This is a genomic window from Pseudomonadota bacterium (genome assembly GCA_023229365.1).
Lineage (GTDB): Bacteria > Myxococcota_A > Polyangia > JAAYKL01 > JAAYKL01 > JALNZK01.
The window spans coordinates 1-15884 of sequence record JALNZK010000122.1; the positions used below are offsets into that span (position 1 = coordinate 1).

At 65.3% G+C, this 15884-nt stretch carries 14 protein-coding genes, 1 tRNA gene and 1 pseudogene; 12 read left to right on the top strand and 4 right to left on the bottom strand.

Annotation, left to right across the window (positions count from 1 at the left end):
- Positions 1-95: 95 nt before the first annotated feature.
- The 3 genes from M0R80_26490 to M0R80_26500 are packed head-to-tail and all read left to right on the top strand — an operon-like array spanning position 96 to position 1243.
- The gene (locus M0R80_26490; protein ID MCK9463187.1) at positions 96-413 is read left to right on the top strand and encodes a hypothetical protein; all 318 of its coding nucleotides are present in this window, start codon (positions 96-98) and stop codon (positions 411-413) included.
- Positions 414-469: 56 nt separating this feature from the next.
- Entirely contained in the window at positions 470-1024 is a 555-nt protein-coding gene (locus M0R80_26495) for a hypothetical protein (GenBank protein ID MCK9463188.1), read from the top strand.
- A 36-nt stretch (positions 1025-1060) separates the two neighbouring features.
- Positions 1061-1243, top strand: coding sequence for a hypothetical protein (locus M0R80_26500; GenBank protein ID MCK9463189.1), 183 nt, complete (start codon positions 1061-1063; stop codon positions 1241-1243).
- Between the two features lie 15 nt (positions 1244-1258).
- On the opposite strand, the gene M0R80_26505 is transcribed toward M0R80_26500, so the two are convergent.
- On the bottom strand, positions 1259-2389 hold the full coding sequence (locus M0R80_26505) for a hypothetical protein (protein ID MCK9463190.1): 1131 nt from the start codon (positions 2387-2389) through the stop codon (positions 1259-1261).
- Positions 2390-2620: 231 nt separating this feature from the next.
- Here M0R80_26505 and M0R80_26510 point away from each other — a divergent pair, with 231 nt between their 5' ends.
- The 7 genes and pseudogenes from M0R80_26510 to M0R80_26540 all read left to right on the top strand — a co-directional run bounded on the left by M0R80_26510 (position 2621) and on the right by M0R80_26540 (position 8173).
- Positions 2621-2947, top strand: coding sequence for a hypothetical protein (locus M0R80_26510; protein MCK9463191.1), 327 nt, complete (start codon positions 2621-2623; stop codon positions 2945-2947).
- 70 nt (positions 2948-3017) lie between these two features.
- Positions 3018-4486: pseudogene (locus tag M0R80_26515) on the top strand (AAA family ATPase).
- Between the two features lie 360 nt (positions 4487-4846).
- Entirely contained in the window at positions 4847-5698 is an 852-nt protein-coding gene (locus M0R80_26520) for an AAA family ATPase (GenBank protein MCK9463192.1), read from the top strand.
- 2 nt (positions 5699-5700) lie between these two features.
- Positions 5701-6000 (top strand): hypothetical protein, encoded by a 300-nt coding sequence (locus M0R80_26525; protein MCK9463193.1) that lies wholly within the window; start codon positions 5701-5703, stop codon positions 5998-6000.
- 3 nt (positions 6001-6003) lie between these two features.
- Positions 6004-6297 (top strand): hypothetical protein, encoded by a 294-nt coding sequence (locus tag M0R80_26530; protein MCK9463194.1) that lies wholly within the window; start codon positions 6004-6006, stop codon positions 6295-6297.
- A gap of 124 nt (positions 6298-6421) precedes the next feature.
- Positions 6422-6703 carry a hypothetical protein gene (locus M0R80_26535; protein MCK9463195.1) on the top strand — a complete coding sequence of 94 codons (282 nt, stop codon included), beginning with the start codon at positions 6422-6424 and terminating at the stop codon, positions 6701-6703.
- A gap of 309 nt (positions 6704-7012) precedes the next feature.
- Positions 7013-8173, top strand: coding sequence for a tyrosine-type recombinase/integrase (locus M0R80_26540; protein ID MCK9463196.1), 1161 nt, complete (start codon positions 7013-7015; stop codon positions 8171-8173).
- Between the two features lie 8 nt (positions 8174-8181).
- Here the strand turns inward: M0R80_26540 and M0R80_26545 are convergent.
- The 3 genes from M0R80_26545 to M0R80_26555 form a co-directional block, all read right to left on the bottom strand.
- Positions 8182-8254, bottom strand: a tRNA-Ala gene (locus tag M0R80_26545).
- Positions 8255-8332: 78 nt separating this feature from the next.
- The gene (locus M0R80_26550; protein MCK9463197.1) at positions 8333-10912 is read right to left on the bottom strand and encodes a PQQ-like beta-propeller repeat protein; all 2580 of its coding nucleotides are present in this window, start codon (positions 10910-10912) and stop codon (positions 8333-8335) included.
- Between the two features lie 4 nt (positions 10913-10916).
- Positions 10917-11771, bottom strand: a complete 855-nt coding sequence (locus M0R80_26555; GenBank protein MCK9463198.1) for a HEAT repeat domain-containing protein — start codon at positions 11769-11771, stop codon at positions 10917-10919.
- A 174-nt stretch (positions 11772-11945) separates the two neighbouring features.
- Here M0R80_26555 and M0R80_26560 point away from each other — a divergent pair, with 174 nt between their 5' ends.
- The gene (locus tag M0R80_26560; protein ID MCK9463199.1) at positions 11946-14477 is read left to right on the top strand and encodes a hypothetical protein; all 2532 of its coding nucleotides are present in this window, start codon (positions 11946-11948) and stop codon (positions 14475-14477) included.
- Positions 14478-14642: 165 nt separating this feature from the next.
- Positions 14643-15884, top strand: a 1242-nt coding sequence (locus tag M0R80_26565) for a serine/threonine protein kinase (protein ID MCK9463200.1), incomplete at its 3' end; no start/stop codon positions are given.

The window sequence follows — 15884 nt, forward strand, 5'->3', positions numbered from 1 at the left end:
TCGCGTGCCGTCAAACGCTGAACCGTGATAGGAATCGGAGCGGCCTCGGGGCCTGGGTCATCCTCGTGAGAAACCCTGGGTCATCCTCGTGAGAAGTGACAGCGAAGCGGATGCGAAGAGCAGGGATAATAATGCTTTCAATAGGTATCCCGATAATGGTCTGTAGCGCAGTCGCTCTCGGGGCGGGCACTGGGATTCTTCAGTATGACACGGACTCAGGAGGGAGACCAAGCAACGCAGCGATGATTCTAACTTTCGCCGGGGGTGGCGTGTTGCTCGCAAGCCTCCCCATCGTTTTTATTGGCGGAGACAAAAGAAGAAAAGGAAATAGGTGGAAAAAGAGTCTTGAAGAGCTACTTGTCTACCGGCAGAAAGTCCCATTGAGCAGCGGGTGGGTTCAGCCAAATCCGTAGGAAGTTGAAACCGGCCCGACCTTGTCCAAGTGGCGGGGTAGAACCAGGAGGTGGCAATGACGTCGATAACTCGTGTGGGGTTGGCTGGTGCTCTACTGTGCCTTTTGGCCCTCCCGGTTTCCTGCGCCGCGCCGAGATACGTCAGCGTGTACAAGTCGGTCACGACTGTCATCAACGGCAGAGAGGTGACCTGGGATGGCAGCGACAACAGATCGGCGAAGGGCGGGTACAACCAAGAGACCTTGAAGGAGATGCTCAAACAAGCCCAACTCGACCCGCTGCGGTTGTCTATCAACGTCTTCCAGGATAATAGAAAATGTGGGCATGGTTCCTCATCCGTAACCATTCGCGGGACCTTCGAGTACATGGGGATGAAAGGTGCTTTCGACATGGAACGAGAGGTCAGACACCATGTGGGATCCGCCACCCCGTCGATCAAACGGAATCACTCTAAGTGCAACTTCGTCGCGTCCGAGGCCATCGTTCTTGGTATAGCGAAGGCGATCCGCCAATTGCCAGCCCCCGCACCGGCCCCCGCGTACCAGCCGCCGGCCATGCTGGCCCCGGCACCGGTTTCCGCGATCCCGCCGCCAGTCACACCCCCGCGGTAGTAGACGATCGATTCCCTCCCCGGTATCTTTTCCACGATGCCCACGCCCGACGAGATCGTCGCCCTCTACCAGCGCCAGTCGCACCGCCGCTTCCAGTGGTTCGTGATTTCCGTGGCCGTCGGCCTCGTCGCCGCAGTGTCGTGGAAGCTGTCGGGCCTCATCCACGAGGTGTGGCGCGCTCGGCGGGAGCTGCTGGAGAGGCGGCGGGAGGGACGGTAGCGAGCGGGCCCCATTCTACTCGTCCTCGCCAGAATGGGCCTGCGCTGCCTTAGCACGGTAGACTCTCATATTCGCGGCCCTCTTGCACCGCAGCGTGCAGTAAACGGCACGATCACTTGACTGCCAGAAAAAGCGTTCGCACTTGCTACAGCGGGCAAGGTCGCCTTCTTTTTGAGTGAGATCGATCAGCGCCATCATCGCGAAGGTCCCGAGCAAAGACGTTGTGTGCCAGCGCATGTTGTAAGTGCCATCAGCCGCCAGTTCGAACGTCGTCGAGACTCTTGATACCAAGTAGTCCATGGCCTTCATTCTCTGATCGAAATCATCCGGATCGTCGTACTCGACCGGCCGTGCCTTGTCTCGCTTTGCCTTGCGCTCTAGCTTAGCTTTCCACTTTTCCGAAGAGCGGCTGCGATGTTCGAATAGAGCCTCGACGGTAGTCTTCAGCAGGAACGCTGCGTCGAGAAAGCGCTCCACGGGCTCACCGTATTCGTTCCAGAAAGGTTCAGACGCAAGCGTGAATCGCGAGTTCGACCAAGCGTCGAACGCGTTCATACGAGGAAAGTAACGTTCCCATTCGCTCGGTGGGCCGTGCGGTTTTTGAAGGTTTTTCCCGGGCCGTTCCATTCTCCATCCCCTGAGGTCCTGCGGCGTCCTTGATACTTTTTCGACGACAGCGAACGGAATGACAGCTTCGGACATGTCTAGTTTCTGGACGCCCCAGCTGCGTCCCCCCTCTCGGGAGTGACAAAAAACCCCGTTGCCACCTGTTTCGCCACGATCCAGACCGAGTTGCACGAAAACGAGTTCATGAAGCAAGACACCGAGGAGGCCATGGTGACAGCACCAGTCGATGATTAGTTTTTCGGTGTTCTTTCTTAGCGCGTCCTTACGTTTTGCTCCCGCTTCCAGCGCCTGTATCTTTTCGACGAGGTCGAACAGGGAGAAGTAGGGACGGCTGTCGCGATAGGGCATCGCACGCTGGGACAGCACGGGTTCCCCCGCTTCCGTTGGCCTGTGGCCCTTCCAAGGATCGTATGACTCCTGCTGTGTGCTTACGGTCGGGCAGATGCAGCCGTTGATGATTTCGTAACCGCCGAAGCGCACCCATTCGCCCGTCCGAAAACCCGATTCTCGTTGCTCCATGTTTCACCTCATGTAGTACCCCGAGTTAACTTTGACAGTATAACAACGGCGCAGTAGTGTCAAGCTGTCGGCGAGAGCCGCGCGAGCCTCCTACCAGGACAGCCTGGTAGGGGCTCCACCCAAATAAGTCACGCCGCACTAGGTACGCGGCAGTTGGGTTGTGCGCGGTGTTTTCGCGGCTGGGTGGCGCAGGGTTCGGTCTCGCATCGACTGGGTGGAGGTAATGCTCGCATGAATTCGCACGCGGATTTTTTCTATTCGCTTCAAGTCGCCGTGGAGGCCCGAGAGGGGACACCTCAAGGGCGCGAGATCCTCTTCAGGTGCCCGTACCCGGGCCACACCGACGCCAGTCCGTCAGCGTCGTTTCACCCTGTGACGAGTGAGTTCTTCTGCCCGGTGTGTCAGAAGGGCGGCGGACCACTCCAACTCGCTGCGCTGCTCGGGCTGAAGCTGCCTCCGGGGATCGCGAGCAGGGTTGGCAAGCGCACTCTTTCCGGCCTCTGGGCCTACCGCGATGCTGATGGCGAGGTACTCGGCTACGAGGCTCGTTATGACTGACAAGCAGGGAGCCAAGAACGCCAAGATCTCCATCCCGTATTTCCACAAGGACGCCGATGGTCACTTCAGTATGGGGGGGCCCGGTGAGCCTCGGCCGTTGTACGCGGGGGACCGCCTCGCACGGGACAAGGTCTCGATAGTTATTGTCGTAGAGGGGCCCAAATGCGTCACCATCATCGAGCGCCTCGGTGGACTCGGCACCTGTTCGTGGGGCGGTGCGGGGCAGGCGACGAAGACCGACTGGTCGCCCCTCGCCGGGCGAGACGTACTGATCTGGCCTGACAACGACCCTGCCGGGCACAAATACGCGAGCGATGTCGCCAGCAAGCTGCAGCAACTCAATCTGCCCGCGTCAGTAACCTTCGTAGACGTCGCGAAACTCGCGCTGGCGGCGAAGGGCGACGTCGCAGACTGGCTCGCCGCGCACCCGGGAGCCACGCTCCACGACGTGCTCGCGCTGCCGCGTGTTGATGCGCCCGGCGATCCTGACGTCGACGCCGACGCCGACGCACATGAGCGCGTTCCGATCATTTCTCTCGGCGACCTGATCGACAGCGGCGTGAAGGACCCCGAGTGGCTGATCGAGGGTTTCGTCCCGGCGCACGCGCGGATGTTCATCGCCGGACAGCCCAAGAATGGGAAAAGTTGGCTCGCGTTGTGCCTCGCCGTCGCGATCCTCAGCGGCAAACCGTTCCTCGGCGAGTCTACAAAGGATACTCCCTCATGAGCGCGGGGAAAAACAACGCGAAGATCCTGTACCTCTTCGCGGAAGGCTCGCGCGCCTCCGTTGTGCGGCGTCTGACCTGGGTGTGCAACGGCTACGGAGTGTCGGTGGATTCCATTCGGGATCGGCTGCTGTTGTCGCCACATCCACGAATCTCCCTCGACCAATCGGACGACATCGAAGCTCTCAGGGCGGCCATCGAGGGCATCGGCGAACACCTCGTCATGGTGATCCTCGATCCACTTTCCGAGCTGCACGTCGGCGGCGAAAACGAGCGCGATCAGATGGCGCCGATCCTCGCCGCGCTTCGGCAGATGTCTGCCGCCATGGGCTTCACCATCGTCCTCATTCATCACTCCCCCAAGCCCGACAATCAGAACAGATTCAGTCCTCTTCGCGGCTCCGGTGCGTTGCGAGCATGGCACGATGCGATGCTGTACTTCGCGCCCGCAGACGTCGCGACTACCGCACGGAAACTCTATGGCGAGTTCCGCGACGCTGAATCTTTCAGAGGACTAGCGGTACGCCTGGAGGTTGATGAAGACGCTGAGATCGCACGCATCGTTCTCGATGACTACCCAGGTCCGACGAGCGAGTCCGCGCTCCATCGATACATCCTCGACCGTCTAGGCGACGAAGGTCCACTGATCCGCAACGTCCTGCGTTATCCACCGGGCCGACCCGCGATCAACAACACCACCCTCAACAAGGCACTCGCGGTTCTCCAGGAGCAGGGAGAGGTGCGCCCGCTCAGTGACGCGCGACGGGGTCAGAGGTGGGAGATCGTCCCCAGCGAGGAGGAGGGGGGCTCCTGATGGCTGCGAGGCGCATAAACACTGGCTTCTACGCCACTCTGAGGCGCTTGCGTACAAGCGTACAAAAGAAGCCGCGAAAATCGGAGGCTCTGTACTGTACGCAACGCTGTACGGACCACCGCTCGAAAAACACATCTGAACCAGCAACGGCGAGGGTTTCCGCCATCCGTACAACTTGTACGCACGGCCTGTACGCTCGCGTACGTACATGCGTACACGCCCTTTATAAGGGCGGTACGTGTCCGTACGCCCGTCCGACCGACGACTGGAAGACGACCTCGCCGGGATCCCGGCACATCCGAGACAACCGCAATACCGCGACGCCCCTCGTGGGCGCCGCCATTACCAGGAGAAAAGAAAATGAGTAAGAAGACGAAGCCCTCGAAGAAGACCAACTCCCGCAGGACCAGGAAGGCGACCACTACAAGGCGCCGACCGAAAAGCCTCGCCGGCAGTCAGCATCACGGGGAGCGCCGGTGGCTCATCGAGGGGCTGATCCGTTCGGAGGGCGTGTCGGTCATTGCGGGGCCGCCCAATTCCTATCGGACGTGGCTGGCGATCGATCTGGCCTTGGCGGTGAAGACCGGCGACACCTTCCTCGACCACCAGTCGTTTTCGTCTGCGGAATCGGAGGTTATCTTCGTCACCGACAACGTGCCGATTTCGACGATGGTTGGGCGCGCCCAGCACCTTGCCATGGGTCGCGAACTCCCCTCGCAGGGCGTCGCCGACTCGATCCGCTTCATCACGGGCCAGGACTTCCTGTCTCGGCTCCCCAAGCTCGGCGGCAAGAAGCGGTCGGAGAAGAAGGTCAGTCTGATCGTCATCGATGTCGAGCCCCTGCCCATGAAGCTTGAGAGGCACGAGGTCGAGAGCATGTTTGCCCGGATCGGTGAACTGCGGACGCTCTCCAACTACTACGGCGCGCCGATCGTGGTCGTGGGCACGATGCCCGACAACGAGGAGGCCGCCCCGCTGCTCTGGGCGAACAAGTCACTGTACGACACCGTGCTGACGATCGCTCCGTCTGGGACGGAGGACCTGCTCAACGGCAGCGCGCTCGTTGACGACGACATCTCGACCATTATGGATTTCGCGCTGGTCTTCCTGACGAGCGAGGACTCCGCAACGTTCCTTTCGTCATGGGACATTGCATCGGACGATCTGGACGGCGTGGACGCGGAGGACGCCGAGATCGCGGCGAGCCTGTAGTCATGAAGGCATCCGTGGGCAGACGGGAGTTGCGGGTGTTTGTCGAAGAGTGCCTCCGCGGCCGTCGGTCGAGGACCCGTACCCTCCGCGTCACAGCCTCGGATGTCTACCGGGGCCGCTCGGCTTGGGCCATCGCCCAGGCCGAGCGGCTGCTTTTTGCCGCCCAGTACCACGCCGTGTGCCCGAGCGCCGAGACGATGGTGGGCGGCGAGCACAACGCGATCGGCGGCGTCGAGGAGAAAGCGACCAGTAAGGCTTGTTCTTTAACTTGGCCGGTCGAAGCACCGGCAGAGGGACGGTGAGTGATGTCGAAATGGCTGAACAACAAAAAGATGATCTGGAAGAAGGCCGTGAAGCCCTGCCACGCGCTGGCGTTCTGCCCCTACGGACCACTCGTGGAGGAGTTCCCGCTGCGAGACGAAGCCGAAGCCGTTTCCTGCGACGTATTCGGCCACGATTGCCCCATTTTTTATCATGCGGAGCCGTTCGCCGAGGACGAGCCCGCTGACTTAGTGGGGGAGATGCGGGCTTTCGCAAAAGAGATCAATGCCCACTTCGCCGCGAGCAAGAAGAGCGGGCGGAAGCACAAGGCGACGTGATCGACGTGCGGACCGAACAGCCGATCGAGGTAGTCGAACTGCGCGCAGTGCGCCCTGGCGACGAGTCGGCGGCGAACGTCGAGATCAAGCAGCTCCACGAGCTGAGAGAGCACGAGGTGCAGAAGTGATACAGGAAACTGGCTACACCGAGATCGTTCTGCGCGGCCCTGCGCAGCGCGAGCCCCAGGTGATCCCCATCCTCGTCGAGGGGCCGGACGGCGAACTGCAGCAGGTCAGCGAGATGGTCATCCGGACAGACCCCAACGCGACCAGGCCCGTGCGCATCCGGATGATCGACGACGACGGCGAGATCGACGTCACCGACCTCTTCATGGCCGGGCACCCCTCGATGATCCCGGAGGCCGCGTTTCACCGGCTGACGGAGCAGCTGTTGGGGAGGCGGTAGCTATGGACGTCGGCGAGCGGGAGCAGCTCTACGAGGGTGGAACGATGGTGGAGCAGGAGTCGGTGTGAGCACGGAGCGCCATATCGCTCCCGTCGGGCCACTCACGAGCTTCGGTGCCGAGCGCCCGCTCACGCCCGAGGAAGCGGCGGAGTACTGCCAGCAAACGGTGAAGACGATCTTGAACGCCTCGTCCAGGGGCGAGTTGAAGAACTCGGGGCGACGCGGTACTCCTCGATACTGGCTGGCCGACGTGCTGGCCTACCAACGAGGAGGTGCCGATGAGAGCCCAACGAATGAGGAGAGCGCGAGATGCGATTCCGAAAAGGAAAAGCCTACCGGGACGCCGCAGGCGGCGGAAGGTGGGTCGCCGTCTACTACGTCGACGGGCAGCGACAGCGGGAGCGAACGCAGTGCACGGACGAGGCTGACTTGGAAAGGTGTTTCGCACAGATCGAAGAGCGTGTCCGCGCGGCAAGCAGTCGCGGGCGCGATCCCGATCCGAAAAGGGAACTCGGGCAAACGGTGACCAAGTTCCTGGAGGCCAGCACCGCGCTGGCCAAGCCCACCCGAGAACAGTACCGAGGCATCCTCGGCAATTTCGTCGCCTTTACTGGCGCAAAGCGGAAGCTCGTCTCTCTCGACGCTGCCGACGTGGTCCGCTTCCTGGAAGAGCACAAGAGCACGGGAGTGCGTCCCGCCACGGTCGCGGCCGACCGCCGCGTTGTTCGTGCGTTCAGCTCTTGGTGCGAGCGGCTTGGTTACGTCGAGGCGTCGTTCGGCAAGGAGGTGAAGCCGATACGCGTGCCCAAGGTCCGCAAGCGTTACCTCCGGCGGCAACAGGTCGTCGCGTTCCTGAACGCCTGCTCGCCCGCGTTCTGGCCGATCGCCGTTCTCACAATCCTCTGCGGCTTCCGCCGCAAGGAGATCGTCAACTTGAAGTGGAACGACGTAAACCTCGACGAGGGCCTGATCCATTTCGTCCGCGCCAAGACGGACGACGAGCAGGAGATCCCGCTCCACCCGTTCGCGGTCGAAGTGTTGCGCTCGGTGGAGCGGATCAGCGAGTGGGTGTTCCCGATCACCGAGGACCACGTGATGAAGGACGGACAGATCGTCCGGCGCGGCGACAAGCGATCCGAGACGACGGGGTGGTTCCTCGAAAAGACGAAGCAGGCAGCGGCGGCGATTGGCATGCAGCCCGAGGAACTCGACTTCCACGGACTGCGAAAAACGTTCGCGTGTCTCGTGCAGGGCACGGGCCACGACATCCGGATGACCGGGCAGCTGCTCGGCCACGGACCCGGCAGCAAGGGTGCCGTCACCGATCTCTACGTGTTCGACGACGAGGAGCGGCAGCGCGCTGCGGTGGACGCGATCCGGGTCGACGGGATCGTTCGTCCGCTCAAGAAAATTGCCACAAAATTGCCACAGACGCTGCCACGGAATCAGGAGGTCAAACTAAGTGGTTGATTTGATTGTGGAGCTAAGCGGGATCGAACCGCTGACCTCCTGACTGCCAGTCAGGCGCTCTCCCAGCTGAGCTATAGCCCCAAAGAACCGCGCCGTCCGACGCGGACGCAGGTTTGTAGCAACCGCTCCCGGACGTGTCAAGGAGAGCTAGAACGAGAGCTAGAACGCGTCGGGATCCGCCGGCGGGGTCGGTGGCGGAGGCGGTGAGCCGGGCTGCGGCTGCGGCAGCGGCGCCGGTTGCGGTTGCGGCTGCGGCTGCGGTTGCGGTTGCGGTTGCGGCTGCGGCTGCGGCTGCGGCTGCGGGTACTGCGGCGGGTACTGCGGCGGGTACTGCGGCGGGTACTGCGGCTGCGGTTGCGGCTGATAGCCGGTGCCCCCGCCACCGAACGAATCGGGATCGTAGCTCGAGTCGGTGCCGCCCGACCCGTCCGGCGCGATGGGATAGGTGTAACCCGCAGGAGGCGCCTGACCCTGGATCTGGATGATGTAGGTCGCGGGCTGCCTGAGGTTCTTGAACTTCGGGAACGAGATGGAGGCGAGCCCGTTGGACAGGCACTGCAGCAGCCCGGGCACGTCCGAGGGCAGGATCTGGAGGTTCGAGGCCTGGCCGGTGGCGCCGGCGAGGGCGAACTTCATCCGGATCTGCCGGATCATCGGGTTGACGCCGAGCGCCGCCTGAACGCAGGGCTTCAGGACCTCCTGGTTCGCCGCGATCGCGCCGTTGATCTGCTCCACGGTCAGGGAGTACGGCCGGCCCGCCTCCTCCTTGGCCGCGGCCTGCGCCGCCGTCTCGGCCTCCGCCGCGGCGGCCGCCTTCTTGGCCTCCTCCGCCGCGATCCTGGCCGCCTCCGCGGCCTTGGCCGCCGCCTCGGGGTCGAGGATCGCGATCAGCTGGCTCTTCAGCTCCGGCAACGTCTGCGTGTCGTCGCGGATCTGGGCGACGTACCTCTCACCGGACGGGCCACCGAACTTCAGGATGCCCTCGGCCGCGGTCGCGATCGCGTCCTCGTGCCCGAGGAACGAGGAGTCCGCATGGTACAGCGTGACGAAGTGATTCAGCGTGCCCACGACCGACTGATCGCCGAGCTCGCGGATGGCGAGGGAGATCTCGCGGAGGTCCTCGATGGCAGTCTCGTGATCCATGAGGTGATCGAGGAGGCCCGAGACCGCCGCGCGCTCGCCCATGTTGACCAGGGCCGGCGCGACGACGCCCATCGGCGGGGCCTGCGTCTGCTCGAGGAAGTCGTACCTCATGTGCAGCGCCTTGACGAGGTACTCGGCGCCCGTCGTCCGCTTGCGCAGCGCCTGCACGACCGCGTCGCGCAGACCCTTGGGACACGACGCGTCGGAGTACACGGTGAGCAGATCCTGCGTCACCTCCGGCGCCGGGAACGCCGCGATCAGGAACGCCGCGTACGATCGGATCGGGAGCATCCGGTTGTCCTTGTCCCAGATGACCTCCTTCAGCGCGACGAGCGGATCGGCAGCGGCGCCGCCGCCGCCCGCGGGCCTGAAGCCGTTGGCGTCGATCGCCCCGGTGAGCACCTTGTGCCCCGAGTCGTGTGTCCAGATCTCGCCGCCGGAGACCGCGTCGATGAAGAACAGCTTCCCGTCCGTGTTCACGCCGACGACGCCGCCGGCGATCGCGGCCATGCTCTCGATGTCGCGCTCCGACCGGTACGTCCACCGCACCTGGTGGGTCGTTTGATCGAACGCGATGATGAACCGCCAATAGTGCAGGTAGTAGGCGTCGTCCGCCATGGCGATCGGCTTCGCGGGGTCGAGCGCGGGCTGCCAGTGGAACTTGATCTTCTCGGTCCCGGACCGCCCGGAGACCGGCAGCGCGAACGCGTCGCGCGCGAACGCCGGCTCGCCGGGGACCGGCTCGAGCGCCGGAACGAACGACGTCGATCCCGCGCTCGTCCCGACCGTGGACTTCTCGTCGAGCCGATAGAGCGTGGTGAGCTTGGCGCCGTTCGCGAGCGTTCCGTAGTAGGCGCCGGTCGCGTCCGCGCGCACGAAGTTGATCGTGAAGTCGTCGGCGCGCACGCGGCACACCTCGGTGCCCTCCTTCACGTCGATGATCGCCAGCTTCTGCCGATCCCACGGCACGAAGGCGAAGTTGCCGTGGATCGCGGGCGCGCCGAGCAGGCCGCCGCCAGAGGAGTTCTCCCAGAGCTTGCCGCCCGTCCTCGCGTTCACCGCGATGATCTGGCCGTTGGAGTACGCCCCGGTCTCCTCGCCGCCGACGCCGACCGAGATGATCGCGACGTCGCCCTCGATGTCGGCGCCGTGATAGTTCCAACCGGTCTCGATCTCGCGGCTCCAGAGCGTCGCGCCGGTCCGCAGATCGACGCCGACGACGTTGTACCCGGACTGGAACACCACGAGGTTGCCGCCGACCGTGAGCTCCGACTGGATGGGCGGCGAGACCTTCCAGACCTCCCGGCCCGCCGCGAGATCGATGCCCACGAGCGCCCGCGGCGACCCGTCGGTGACGAGGACCGCCATCGGGGAGCCGACGGTGTTCGCGGGGCCCGCGACCGCCTGCGGGGCGCCCATGCCGTTCAGCACGGCCTTCACGTCCTCCGCCTTGTTGTCCGGGAACTTGGAGCCGAAGGCCGCCGCCGTCGTGTCGAAGAACGTTCCGCAGATCTCGCCGGCAGCGCCGAAGGAGAACACCACGAGCGTCGCCAGGAGAGCCGCCTTGAGGTACTTCGCGATGTGCTTTCTCACCATGTGCCTACTCCTCCGCGATCTGGCGGATCATCCGGCTGACCGTCTTGTAGAGCGGGTTCTCGTCCTCCTCGGTCCCGGGGGGGAAGGTCGCCTTGTAGGAGACGGCGAACCTGCGCACGTCGGGACCCGCGAGCTCGAACAGCTGCTCGAGGATGGAGAGCTTCGCCTTCTCCGGGAACGCCGAGCGCGCGAGGAACTGCTCGAACCCCGGGAGGAGCATCGCCACGTCCACCTTGCCGAGGTACTGGGTGAGCCGCGCGGCGTCGTCCGGCGAGCCGATCTGCCCGATCGCGACGACGGCGTCGCGGACCCCGCGGTCGAACGCCTGGAACAGGATCGGGACGGACGCCGTGCTGCCGTGCTTGCCGAGCAGGAGCGCCGCCGTGTTGCGCACCTCCGCGTCCGAGTCGCGCAGGCGGTTCTCGATGGCCGCGATGATCTTCTGGTCGGAAAAATTCTCGAGCGCGAAGAGCGCCGCGACCCGCGCGTTCGGCCTGCGGTGATCGAGGTACTCGATGAGGATCGGTATCGAGCCGCGCTGGCCGATCGAGCCGAGCGCCTGGAGGATGCTGTTCGTGATGTCGTTGCGCGGCCCGGTCCGCAGGAGGTCCGTGAGCGGGCCGACGGCGTCCTTGGAGCCCGACGCCGCGAGCAGCTGCACGCTCGTCAGGACCTCCTCGGGGTTCGGGCTCCGGAGCTTGTGGATGGCGTCCTTCACCTCGCGCGATCCGATGGCCGGCGCCGTCACCTTTGCCTTGGCGGCCTTTCCCTTCGCGCCGCCCGCCTTCTTCTGGCCCGTCGCGGGAAGGCCCGCGAGCAGGAGGACAACGCATGCCAACAACACCGAGAATCTGCGCATGTTTCCACCTCGTCGGCTGTTCGTGCCGCGCCGCGCGGCGTCCTCGTGGTCCGGCCTCGACGCCGGCCCGCCTCGGCGCTCTTATGAATCCAAATCAGCCTGGTACCAATATCAGCAACGAATTGGAATTTCAACCGCACATCACAAGAGGTACTGGAGTAATATTGCGGCCTTATGGGATGGCGAGGGCACCTCCGGGATCGGCGCGCGCCGTTGGCCCTCGTCGGCGCCGCGGCGCTCGCGGCGGCCCTCGCGGAACAGTGGCCGGACTCCTATGATCCGGCGCGCGCGGGCGGCGAGTTGGCGGCCCGCTCCGGCCTCGAGATCGACGGCGCGACCTTCTCGTGGGTGTTCCCGTGGCGCGTGGCGGACGCGGGTCCGTTCGACTGGCACGCCGCGGCCTTCGCCGCGCGGGAGTCGGAGGGCGCGCTCCGCGACGTCTACACCGCCGAGCTCAGGGTCGCGAGCGACGGGGCGCCTTTCGAGATGCGCCGCCTGACCGATCTGTCTCGGACCGCGGACGGCGACGAGGACGTGCTCGCCGTCTCCGGCAACGGGCTGATCGCGTTCGCGGCGCGCGTCGGCGAGGCGTACGGCAGCGTCTCGGTCGTGGACTTCCGCGGCGAGTCCGCCGCGCTGACCGCCGACTGGCCGAGGGGCTGGCGCCTGGCCAACCGGATCACCAACCTGCAGCGGACCGGGCGGACCAAGGGCGTCGGGTGGAAGACGTACGTTTTTAGGGAGGCCCCGCAACGGCTCACGCTCGGGTTCGGCGCGGGGGAGCGGCTCTCGGTCGCCGCCGACGGCAGGGCGGCGTTCGACATCGACTCGAGCGGATCGAACCCCTCCCAGGAAGTCATCGTGCAGGAGGTGCTCAAGGGCAGGCCCGCCTTCCTCGCGTGGGCGGTCGACACGGCGCGCGAGGTGCCGTGGATCGGTAGGCGCACCATCGAGTGGATGGAGAAGTACTGGTTCGATCTCAACGACTGGCTCGCGCGCAAGAGGTACGCGCTGCTCGGGGACGAGGGCGCGGGCGCCGCCGCCGAGTACGCGGCGATGGTCGCGACGAAGCCGACCATGGGGCTCGCGGGCTGGCCGCCCGCGGACGTCGCCCCGCTGATGCGCAAGCCCCAATCGGGAGAGGGCGTCTGGTCGGCAGTCGACGACGAGCTCTTCACGCCGACCCCGGGCGGGCCGCCGCTGTTCTATCGGACCTTCCTGCGCTCCGACGCGGAGCGCCCGTTCGCGGTGACGCACGTCGTCGCGTGGGATCCGGCGCGCGTCGAGCTGCGCATCATGGCCGGCGTCCGGGAACCGGTCTCGACGACCGGTCTCAAGGGGCTCGGCGAGGTGCCGCGGGAGGGTCCGCGGGCGGGCGAGATCGCGCGGCTCGTGGGCGCGTTCAACGGCGCGTTCCAGGCGCTGCACGGCGAGTGGGGGATGGCGATCGAAAGGCAGTACTACCTCAGGCCGCGGCCGTACGGCGCGACGATCGCGACCTACGACGACGGGAGCACGGCGATGGGCTCGTGGCCGAACCCCGTCGGCGAGATGCCCGAGGGGATGCGCGACATGCGCCAGAACGTGCACCCGCTCGTGGAGGGCGGGGTCTACAACCCGTACCGGCGGGTCTGGTGGGGCGGGGTGCCGGCGGGCGTCGAGGAGCGCGTCGTCACGGCTCGCAGCGGGGTGTGTCTCTCGTTCGGCCGAAAGCTGCTCTACTTCTGGGGGGAGCACCTCTCGCCGGAGTCGCTCGGCGCCGCCATGGTCGCGTCGGGTTGCGACTACGGGCTGCACCTCGACATGAACACCGGCCACTGCGGCTTCGAGTTCTACCGCGTGGATTCGGCCGGCGAACAGCCCAAGGCGACCCGTGCGCTCAGCGAGTACAGCGAGGCAGAGGGATCGGTGCCGCGGCGTCCGGAGCTCGTCTTCCGCGCGAAGAAGATGGCCCGCGAGATGGGGCACATGCGATTTCCGCGGTACGTGGCCCGCGACCCCCGGGACTTCTTCTACCTTCTCCTGCGGCGCTCGCTGTTCGATAGGGGACCGGGCGAAGGCGGTGCTGCGTGGCAGCCGGTCGGAGCCGAAGAAGGGCTGCCCGTGCCAATGGTTCGAGCGGCGATGGGTACGGATCGATTTTTGTACAAAATCGACACATCGCAGACGGCGTTCGAGATCGCGAGCCGGGAGCCCGGGGACGCCCTGTTCGCGATACCGTTCGTCACCCAGGCGGCGGGCGTGTCCACGGGGCTCAGGCGGAAGGGAGAAGAGGTGCGGCCGATGCAGAGCGGGGAATCGGGGCTCGTGCTCGACGGCGCCGGGATCGCGTGGCGCGCCGCGGGCGACGTCGCGGGTGACACCGTGGTGCAGGGCCTCTCGGTGAACGTCGCGAAGCTCGTGCCCGCGTCGCACGCGGTGGGTTTCGACCAGGACGGGTACCTCGTGGGCGCCGCGTCGGGCGGGGGCGCCGCGGATCTCGGTGCGCTGCTCCGGGGCGCCGGGGTGGGGGAGGCCGTCGTCTTCATCGCGCCCGGAGAAGAGGCGCAGGCGGGTGGCGAGCTGCACTGGTTCGTGGCGAGGGGCCGCGCGCGGCCGGCCGCGTTCCGGGTGTTCGAGGACGTGAAGCCGGTGCCGCCGCCCGTGTGGCGCGAGGTGTACAAAAAGCAGGGCTCCGCGCTGTCGAAGGGGGACGGTGAAGAGTGATTCGGCGCGTGCGCCCGGGCTGGGGCCTGCCCCGCGCATCCTTGAAGTGCCCGAAACGAGTGAAGGTTCGTCGATTCTAAAGCGACGGGTGGATTGACTTCACGGAGTGCGCATGACATAGTTTCCAGCCAGTTAGAAGACCAAACATTGCCGGAGAGCCCTGCCGTGAAAAAACCGATTCCGTTCGGCAAATACTACCTCCTTGATCGAATCAGCGTCGGCGGCATGGCCGAGGTCTTCAAGGCCAAGGCGTTCGGTGTCGAGGGCTTCGAGCGCCTGATCGCCGTCAAGCGGATTCTCCCGAGCATCGCCGAGGACGAAGAGTTCATCACGATGTTCATCGACGAGGCGAAGATCGCGGTGCAGCTGACGCACGCGAACATCGCCCAGATTTTCGACCTCGGGAAGGTCGGCGATTCGTATTTCATCGCGCTCGAGTACGTCGCGGGCAAGGACCTGCGGGCGATGTTCGACAGGATGCGGAAGCTCGGCCAGTCGCTGCCGATCCCGATGGCCGCGTACGTCACGATGAAGATCTGCGAGGGGCTCGACTACGCGCACAACAAGAAGGACGCGGCGGGTCGCGACCTGAACCTCGTGCACCGCGACGTGTCGCCCCAGAACGTGCTCATCTCGTACGACGGCGAGGTCAAGATCATCGACTTCGGCATCGCCAAGGCCGCGGGCAAGGCGGGCAAGACCCAGGCCGGCATCCTCAAGGGGAAGTTCGGCTACATGTCGCCGGAGCAGGTGCGCGGGCTGCCCTTGGATCGGCGCTCCGACATCTTCGCGGTCGGGATCTGCCTGTGGGAGCTCCTGACCGGAGAGCGGCTGTTCGTCGGCGAGAGCGACTTCTCCACGCTCGAGAAGGTCCGAAACGTCGAGATCGTACCGCCGTCGAAGTACAACAAGCGCATTCCCGAAGAGCTCGAGAAGATCATCCTGCGCATCCTGAGCCGGGAGGTCGAGGACCGCTACCAGAGCGCCATGGACCTGCACGACGATCTCCAGAGCTGGATGTACACGTCGGGCAACTTCTTCGCGCGCAAGGATCTCTCGGCGTTCATGGCCGAGACTTTCCGGGATGACATCGAGAAGATGGCCGCGACCGACGAGGGGATCGCGGATCTGGCGCGCTCCACCGTGCCGCCGCCGCCGCGCGTCGCGAGGCCGACGGCGACCGGCGTCCCGGCACGCCCGGGTGCGCCGCCTCCTCCTCCTCGGGTGACGCAGCCTCCTCCTCCGCCTCCCCGGCCGTCGGGCGCAGCGGCGATGATGTCGCATCCGTCCGCGCCGCCGCCCGGAGTGCGTCCGCCTGCGCCGGGGAAGCGCACGATGATGGGGATGCCCGCCGTCGCCGCGCCGAGGCCACCGGGAGCGGCACCGCCTCCGCCGGCTCCGCCCCCA

Bases quoted from the DNA above. Each gene is read 5' to 3' on its own strand.
- M0R80_26560 (MCK9463199.1), top strand. From the start codon at position 11,946: ATGGGATGGCGAGGGCACCTCCGGGATCGGCGCGCGCCGTTGGCCCTC.
- M0R80_26555 (MCK9463198.1), bottom strand. From the start codon at position 11,771: ATGCGCAGATTCTCGGTGTTGTTGGCATGCGTTGTCCTCCTGCTCGCG.
- M0R80_26510 (MCK9463191.1), top strand. From the start codon at position 2,621: ATGAATTCGCACGCGGATTTTTTCTATTCGCTTCAAGTCGCCGTGGAG.
- M0R80_26505 (MCK9463190.1), bottom strand. From the start codon at position 2,389: ATGGAGCAACGAGAATCGGGTTTTCGGACGGGCGAATGGGTGCGCTTC.
- M0R80_26495 (MCK9463188.1), top strand. From the start codon at position 470: ATGACGTCGATAACTCGTGTGGGGTTGGCTGGTGCTCTACTGTGCCTT.
- M0R80_26520 (MCK9463192.1), top strand. From the start codon at position 4,847: ATGAGTAAGAAGACGAAGCCCTCGAAGAAGACCAACTCCCGCAGGACC.
- M0R80_26530 (MCK9463194.1), top strand. From the start codon at position 6,004: ATGTCGAAATGGCTGAACAACAAAAAGATGATCTGGAAGAAGGCCGTG.
- M0R80_26525 (MCK9463193.1), top strand. From the start codon at position 5,701: ATGAAGGCATCCGTGGGCAGACGGGAGTTGCGGGTGTTTGTCGAAGAG.
- M0R80_26550 (MCK9463197.1), bottom strand. From the start codon at position 10,912: ATGGTGAGAAAGCACATCGCGAAGTACCTCAAGGCGGCTCTCCTGGCG.
- M0R80_26540 (MCK9463196.1), top strand. From the start codon at position 7,013: ATGCGATTCCGAAAAGGAAAAGCCTACCGGGACGCCGCAGGCGGCGGA.
- M0R80_26500 (MCK9463189.1), top strand. From the start codon at position 1,061: ATGCCCACGCCCGACGAGATCGTCGCCCTCTACCAGCGCCAGTCGCAC.